The 5,873-nt window shown below is 46.7% G+C and carries 5 protein-coding genes; 3 read left to right on the top strand and 2 right to left on the bottom strand.

The features are described 5' to 3' along the window. Positions 1–136 precede the first annotated feature (136 nt). Positions 137–1,576, bottom strand: a complete 1,440-nt coding sequence (locus PX636_RS09995) for a DEAD/DEAH box helicase (protein WP_002763242.1) — start codon at positions 1,574–1,576, stop codon at positions 137–139. 41 nt (positions 1,577–1,617) lie between these two features. Further along, entirely contained in the window at positions 1,618–2,931 is a 1,314-nt protein-coding gene (gene rimO, locus PX636_RS09990; protein WP_288116994.1) for a 30S ribosomal protein S12 methylthiotransferase RimO, read from the bottom strand. 181 nt (positions 2,932–3,112) lie between these two features. On the opposite strand from rimO, the gene btpA reads away from it, so the two are divergent. The 3 genes from btpA to PX636_RS09975 form a co-directional block, all read left to right on the top strand. Next, a complete protein-coding gene (btpA, locus tag PX636_RS09985) occupies positions 3,113–3,964 on the top strand; it encodes a photosystem I biogenesis protein BtpA (RefSeq protein WP_002776905.1) in 852 nt (283 codons plus the stop codon). Positions 3,965–4,134: 170 nt separating this feature from the next. Beyond that, positions 4,135–5,121 (top strand): vitamin K epoxide reductase family protein, encoded by a 987-nt coding sequence (locus PX636_RS09980; RefSeq protein ID WP_002798992.1) that lies wholly within the window; start codon positions 4,135–4,137, stop codon positions 5,119–5,121. Between the two features lie 115 nt (positions 5,122–5,236). Then, a partial coding sequence (locus PX636_RS09975) for a DNA cytosine methyltransferase (RefSeq protein WP_288116993.1) occupies positions 5,237–5,873 on the top strand: 637 nt, incomplete at its 3' end.

Here is a 5,873-nt window from a genome sequence, read left to right as displayed (position 1 = left end):
TCAATTATCAAAAGTTTAGCTATAAAATTATGTAGAATGCTTTCGACGACGTACTGGGAAATTACCTGACAAAAAAAAGTTGATAGAACCAAAACGGTCTATCAACTCTTAAAGTTATCTATTCAAGAACTAAAAATTAACGTTCCTGAAAGACAATTTTTTTGTCCAGGGAAGGACGGTTATTCGACTTAGAGGGGTACTTACTACCACCACTGCGGGGAGTTTTATTAATCACCGGTTTACTGCTCGTCGGTGCGGGAACTTCCCAATCAGTTTTCATCCACTGGGGACAATTTTGATCGTAGATCATTTGCAGGGCAGCCGCCGCGATCGCTTGGGGATCGTATTCTTCACTTAAATCCCGCACTAAAGGCAAGAAAGAAGCCATACGTTCCCCCGATAAAGCCTCTTTTAGCTGATTTTGCAGCTTGGCTAGGCGTTTTGCTTCTACTTCGGTGCGGCTAGGAATGGGACTAGATTCCAGACGTTGACGCAGACGCTGTTCAATCTGACGCAACAAACGCCGATCGATCGGTTCTACTAAAGATATAGCAGTTCCCGTTTTACCGGCGCGGCCCGTGCGGCCAATGCGGTGAATATAGGTTTCGGCATTATCCGGCAGATCATAGTTAATAACGTGGCTGAGATTTTCCACATCTAGACCGCGGGCTGCGATATCCGTGGCTACCACTAATTTAATTTTGCCCTCGCGGAAACGTTGCACCAGTCGTTCCCGTTGCACTTGGCTTAAGTTACCGTGGTATTCATCCACCGTTTGCCCCGCTTCTTGCAGTTTGCTGGTTAATTCGGCCGCGGTTTGCTTGGTGCGGACGAAAATAATCGCCGATTCTAGGGGTTCGATCTCTAACAGGGGTTGCAGGACTTTTAATTTCGTCCAACCGCGAGGGATCAGATAAATTTTCTGCTCGATCTTAGCAGGAGCGGCCTGGGGTTGAGAAACCGTCACAGAAACGGGAGATTTCAAGAAATTAGCGATTAAATCGCGGATTTCCCGGGGCATAGTTGCCGAGAAACAGGCGGTTTGACGGGTGGAGGGGGATGCTTGCAGAATTTTCTTAACATCATCGATAAAACCCATACTGAGCATTTCGTCCGCTTCATCGAGGACTACCCAGTTTAGGGATTCTAGATGGAGTTTTTTGCGATCGAGCAGATCGATTACCCGGCCGGGAGTCCCGACCACAATCTGGACACCTTTTTCCAGACTGCGGATCTGACGTTCCATGGATTGACCACCACAGACTGTCAGGATAAAGAGACGACGATCATCAGAGAAATCTTTGATGGCGCTGGCCACCTGTTGGGCTAATTCCCGGGTGGGGGTGAGGATTAAAGCTTGAACGTTAGGATTTTTGGTGTCCATGCGTTCCAGTAAAGGCAGGGAATAGGCGGCAGTTTTGCCGGTTCCCGTTTGTGACATTCCTACCATGTCATGCCCTTCTAGAAGGAGAGGGATGGCTTTGGTTTGAATTTCGGTGGGGGTGGTGAATCCAAGCGTTTCTAGGTGTTGAAGACGGCTATCGGATAAACCTAAATTGTTGAAACCAGTGGTCATAGGGATTGTTTTGTGGGAATTAAATAAGAAAAATGGAAAAATTAGACTATTTCGCCGTAGAGATCGTAGGTATCGGCCGCAGTGATTCGGACCTGTACGATCGCACCTAGAATCGCCTCACCTGTCACATAAACCAAGCCATCCACTTCCGGGGAAAAACGAGCGGAGCGCCCGATTAATTCTCCTGTTTCTGGGTTTTCCTGTTCGATGAGAACATCGACAGTTTGACCGATATAAGCTTGATTTTTGCGTTCCGAGATCGGTTGCTGAGTTAACATCAACCTTTCGCGGCGTTCGTCCATAATTGCCTGTGGCACTGGATCGGGCAGGTCAAAAGCGGCTGTACCTTCTTCGGCGGAGAAGGTAAACACCCCGACGTGATCGAACTCATGACGCTTGACAAATTCCAGCAGATGGCTGAAATGTTCCTCGGTTTCTCCGGGGAAACCGACGATAAAAGTCGTTCGTAAAACCGCGTTCGGGATAGCTTGCTTGATCCGCTCGATAATGCCATCGTTGACTCGTCCTTGCCAGGGACGGTTCATCCCCCGCAGGATGTCGGGATGGGAATGTTGTAGCGGCAAGTCTAGATAGGGTAAAACATTCGGGCTCTCTCGGATCGCTTCGATAACCTTTGGCGTTAACCCGGTCGGGTAAGCGTAGTGAACGCGAATCCAAGGTATATCGACTTCTGCCAGCGCTCGCAAGAGTTCCGCTAATTTGGGTTCGCCATATAAGTCTAACCCATAATTGGTTGTTATTTGCGAAATGAGAATTAATTCTTGTACCCCTTGGCTGGCCAATTGTCGCGCTTCGGCCACAATGGACTCGATCGAACGGGATCTTTGATCGCCGCGCAGCTGGGGAATAATACAGAAAGCACAGCGATAATCGCAGCCTTCGGCCACCCGCAGATAGGCGACTCCCTCGCTGGTGGTGCGATAACGGGGCAGATTTTCATCGGCGATAAAAGTGGGATCGGTGCTGACTTCTTTGACTCGTTCTCCCGTCTCTACCCGTTCGACGATCTCGACAATTTTCTGATAATCCCCCGTGCCGACAATGGCCACGGCTTCCGGCAATTCCGTCAGGAGTTCATCTTGGAAATGTTGGGCCATACAGCCGGAGATAATAATTTTTTTATTAGCTTCCGCCAGTTCCACGAGGGTGCGAACGGATTCTTCTCTAGCTGCTTGAATGAAACTACAGGTATTAACGATAACGTAATCGGCCAACTCCTCGTCATTATCTACGGGATAGCCGGCCTTGGCCAGCAGTCCTAACATATGCTCGGAGTCGATCCGGTTTTTCTCACAGCCTAGGTGTGAGATGGCGATGGTTGGCTTATTGCCCATGCGATCGAGTATCAACCAAATCCTAAACTTCTCTAATGTTAAGACATTTTAACGGATTCCGGACTTGATAAAATCATTAGCAGTTAAAATAATTTCCCCCCCGTGGAACCGTGGGTAGGCCTTCACCCTGTTAAAATGGGTGAGCGGCGCCTGGTTGGGGACGCTAAGAGTAGTAGACGCTGTGAATTTAATTGCAACTTTCAAGACAAAAAACCCGATTATTGGCGTGGTTCATCTCGCCCCCCTGCCCACTTCCCCCCGTTGGGGTGGCAGTCTCAAGACGGTGATCGAGCGGGCTGAACAGGAGGCGACGGCTTTGGCTGCCGGTGGTGTTGATGGTTTGATTATCGAGAATTTTTTTGATGCCCCCTTTACTAAGCAACAGGTGGATCCCGCCGTGGTTAGTGCCATGACTTTAATTGTTGATCGCATTAAAAATCTGGTGGTCTTACCGATTGGTCTTAATGTTCTCCGCAATGATGCCCATAGTGCCTTAGCGATCGCTACCTGTGTCAATGCCCAATTTATTCGGGTTAATGTGCTAACGGGGGTTATGGCCACCGATCAGGGCATTATTGAGGGTCAAGCCCACGAACTCCTGCGTTATCGGCGCGAATTGGGGTCTGAGGTCAAAATTTTAGCGGATGTTTTGGTTAAACACGCCCGCCCCTTGGGAACCCCTAATCTGACCACGGCAGTGCAAGATACGATCGAACGGGGACTGGCAGACGGGGTGATCCTCTCCGGTTGGTCCACCGGTAGCCCCCCTAGTTTTGAGGATTTGGAACTGGCAGTGGCGGCGGCCAAGGGAACACCGGTTTTTATCGGCAGCGGGGCTGATTTGGACAATATCGGGCGGTTGCTGCCGGCTGCCGATGGGGTGATCGTGGCTAGTTCCCTCAAGCGTCATGGCAAAATTACTGAACCAGTGGATCCGATCCGGGTGTCGCAATTTGTGGAAACGGCCCGGCAGATCAACGATCAAAAGGCAAAAATTAATAATTCTCTCCCTTCTTTGCCCCTGTCCACATAACCCCTTGCTAGAATGGCGGATAGTTTCAGGGGATAGCTATCCTAAGTTTTTAGGAATTGAAAACGTCCTAATTAACACAATATGGTTAGGGAATTTTTCCTTTCGACAAAGTACATTTCGATTTACCTCCTGACTCCTGAATTCTGCTGTAATTTAATCTAAATAATATTATGCGTCGTCGTTCTGTACCTTGGATTCATCGCTACTCCCGGCCCCTAATTGGGGGCGTTTCGATCGTGGGGGCGATTCTGACCGGCTATTTAACCATTACCAAACTGACGGGAGGGGCTGCGGCCTGTACCGCCGGGGCTAGTGATGGGTCTGGTTGTACTGGTGTGCTTAATAGTCCCTACGCTACGGTTTTCGGGCTGCCCTTGAGTTTGTTCGGTTTTTTGGCCTATATTGCCATGGCGGTTTTTGCCCTCAGTCCTCTATTTATTAATGGGGAAACTCAGAAAAATCTCCGCAAAAGTTTAGAAAATAATACTTGGTTATTGCTGTTAGCGGGGGCGACGGCGATGGCGGTATTTAGTGGTTATTTAATGTATGTTCTAGCCACGGACTTAAAGGAATTGTGTCCCTACTGCATTACTTCGGCTTTGTTCGCTTTAACCCTATTAATTCTCACAATTATCGGTCGCGAATGGGAAGGTTTAGGACAAATTATACTGCCGATGGTTGTAGTGGCAATGATTACTTTTGTGGGAACTTTAGCGGTTTACGCAGGAGTAAATTCCCCCACGGTGGCAGCAGGAAAAGAAGAAATTACCCGGCCAATGACAGCGGCTAAACCTCCCTACGGTTGGGAAGTAACCACGGTTTCGGGAAAAGCAGAAATCGCCCTGGCTAAACATTTAAAAGCAATTGGCGCGAAGGAATACGGGGCTTTTTGGTGTCCCCACTGTTACGATCAAAAACAGTTATTTGGTAAGGAAGCGGGAGAAATCCTCAAAAAAGAAGGGGTTTATATCGAATGCGATCCCCAAGGGGTTAATGGTAATCCCCAAGCTTGTCGCGATGCCGGAATTAAAGGTTTTCCCACTTGGATTATTAGGGGTCAAGAATATTCGGGAACCCAAAGATTAGAGAAATTAGCGGAGGTTTCTGGTTATACCGGCCCGATGAATTTTAAATATACAGTTCCGGGACGCAAGTAGGAAAGAGTTAAAATTTATACTGGAGGCTGAACCTTGTTCAGCCTTTATTGTTGTTTATTAAGTTTAGCTACTTTGATTTATAATAAAAACGTAGATAAGTTGCTAATTATTGGTTATGACTCAGGTAAATCTACAAAAAGCCGCTAATATTCTCGGTGTAACTACCGCAGAAATACTAACATGGCAAAAGAAAAAATTAATCAAAGGTCAGAAAATCAATCAAGTTGATTGGTTATTTGATCTCGAGCAATTAACCAATCTTAAAAATAACCAATCCCCCAGAGAATTGAGAATTTTACAAACTGTTGAGCCAACTAATTACACGGTTATCGAATTATTTGCTGGCTGTGGTGGTATGGCTTTAGGTTTAGAAAATGCGGGACTAAAAACGCAATTACTGGTGGAAATTAATCAAGATTGTGTTAATACTTTAAGACTCAATCGACCGCAATGGAATGTTATAAATCAAGACATAAAAAAGATTAAATTTTCTGATTTTAGAGACAAAATAGATGTTGTAGCTGGAGGTTTTCCCTGCCAACCTTTTAGTTATGCTGGGTTAGGAAAAGGATTAGAAGACTTGAGAGGGAGCTTATTTTTTGAGTTTGCTCGTTGTTTACAGGAAGTGCAACCTAAAATCGCTATGGCCGAAAATGTTCGAGGATTATTAAGCAATAAAAAAGGAGAAACCCTGCAATTAATGCTGGAAGCTTTACAGGAAATCGGTTATTATGCTGCTTATCAAGTTTTAT

The organism is Microcystis sp. M53598_WE2, from assembly GCF_030067735.1.
Classification (GTDB): Bacteria; Cyanobacteriota; Cyanobacteriia; order Cyanobacteriales; family Microcystaceae; genus Microcystis; species Microcystis aeruginosa.
The sequence above is the reverse complement of the archived record's forward strand: the minus strand, read 5'-3'. Positions and strand labels throughout refer to the sequence as shown.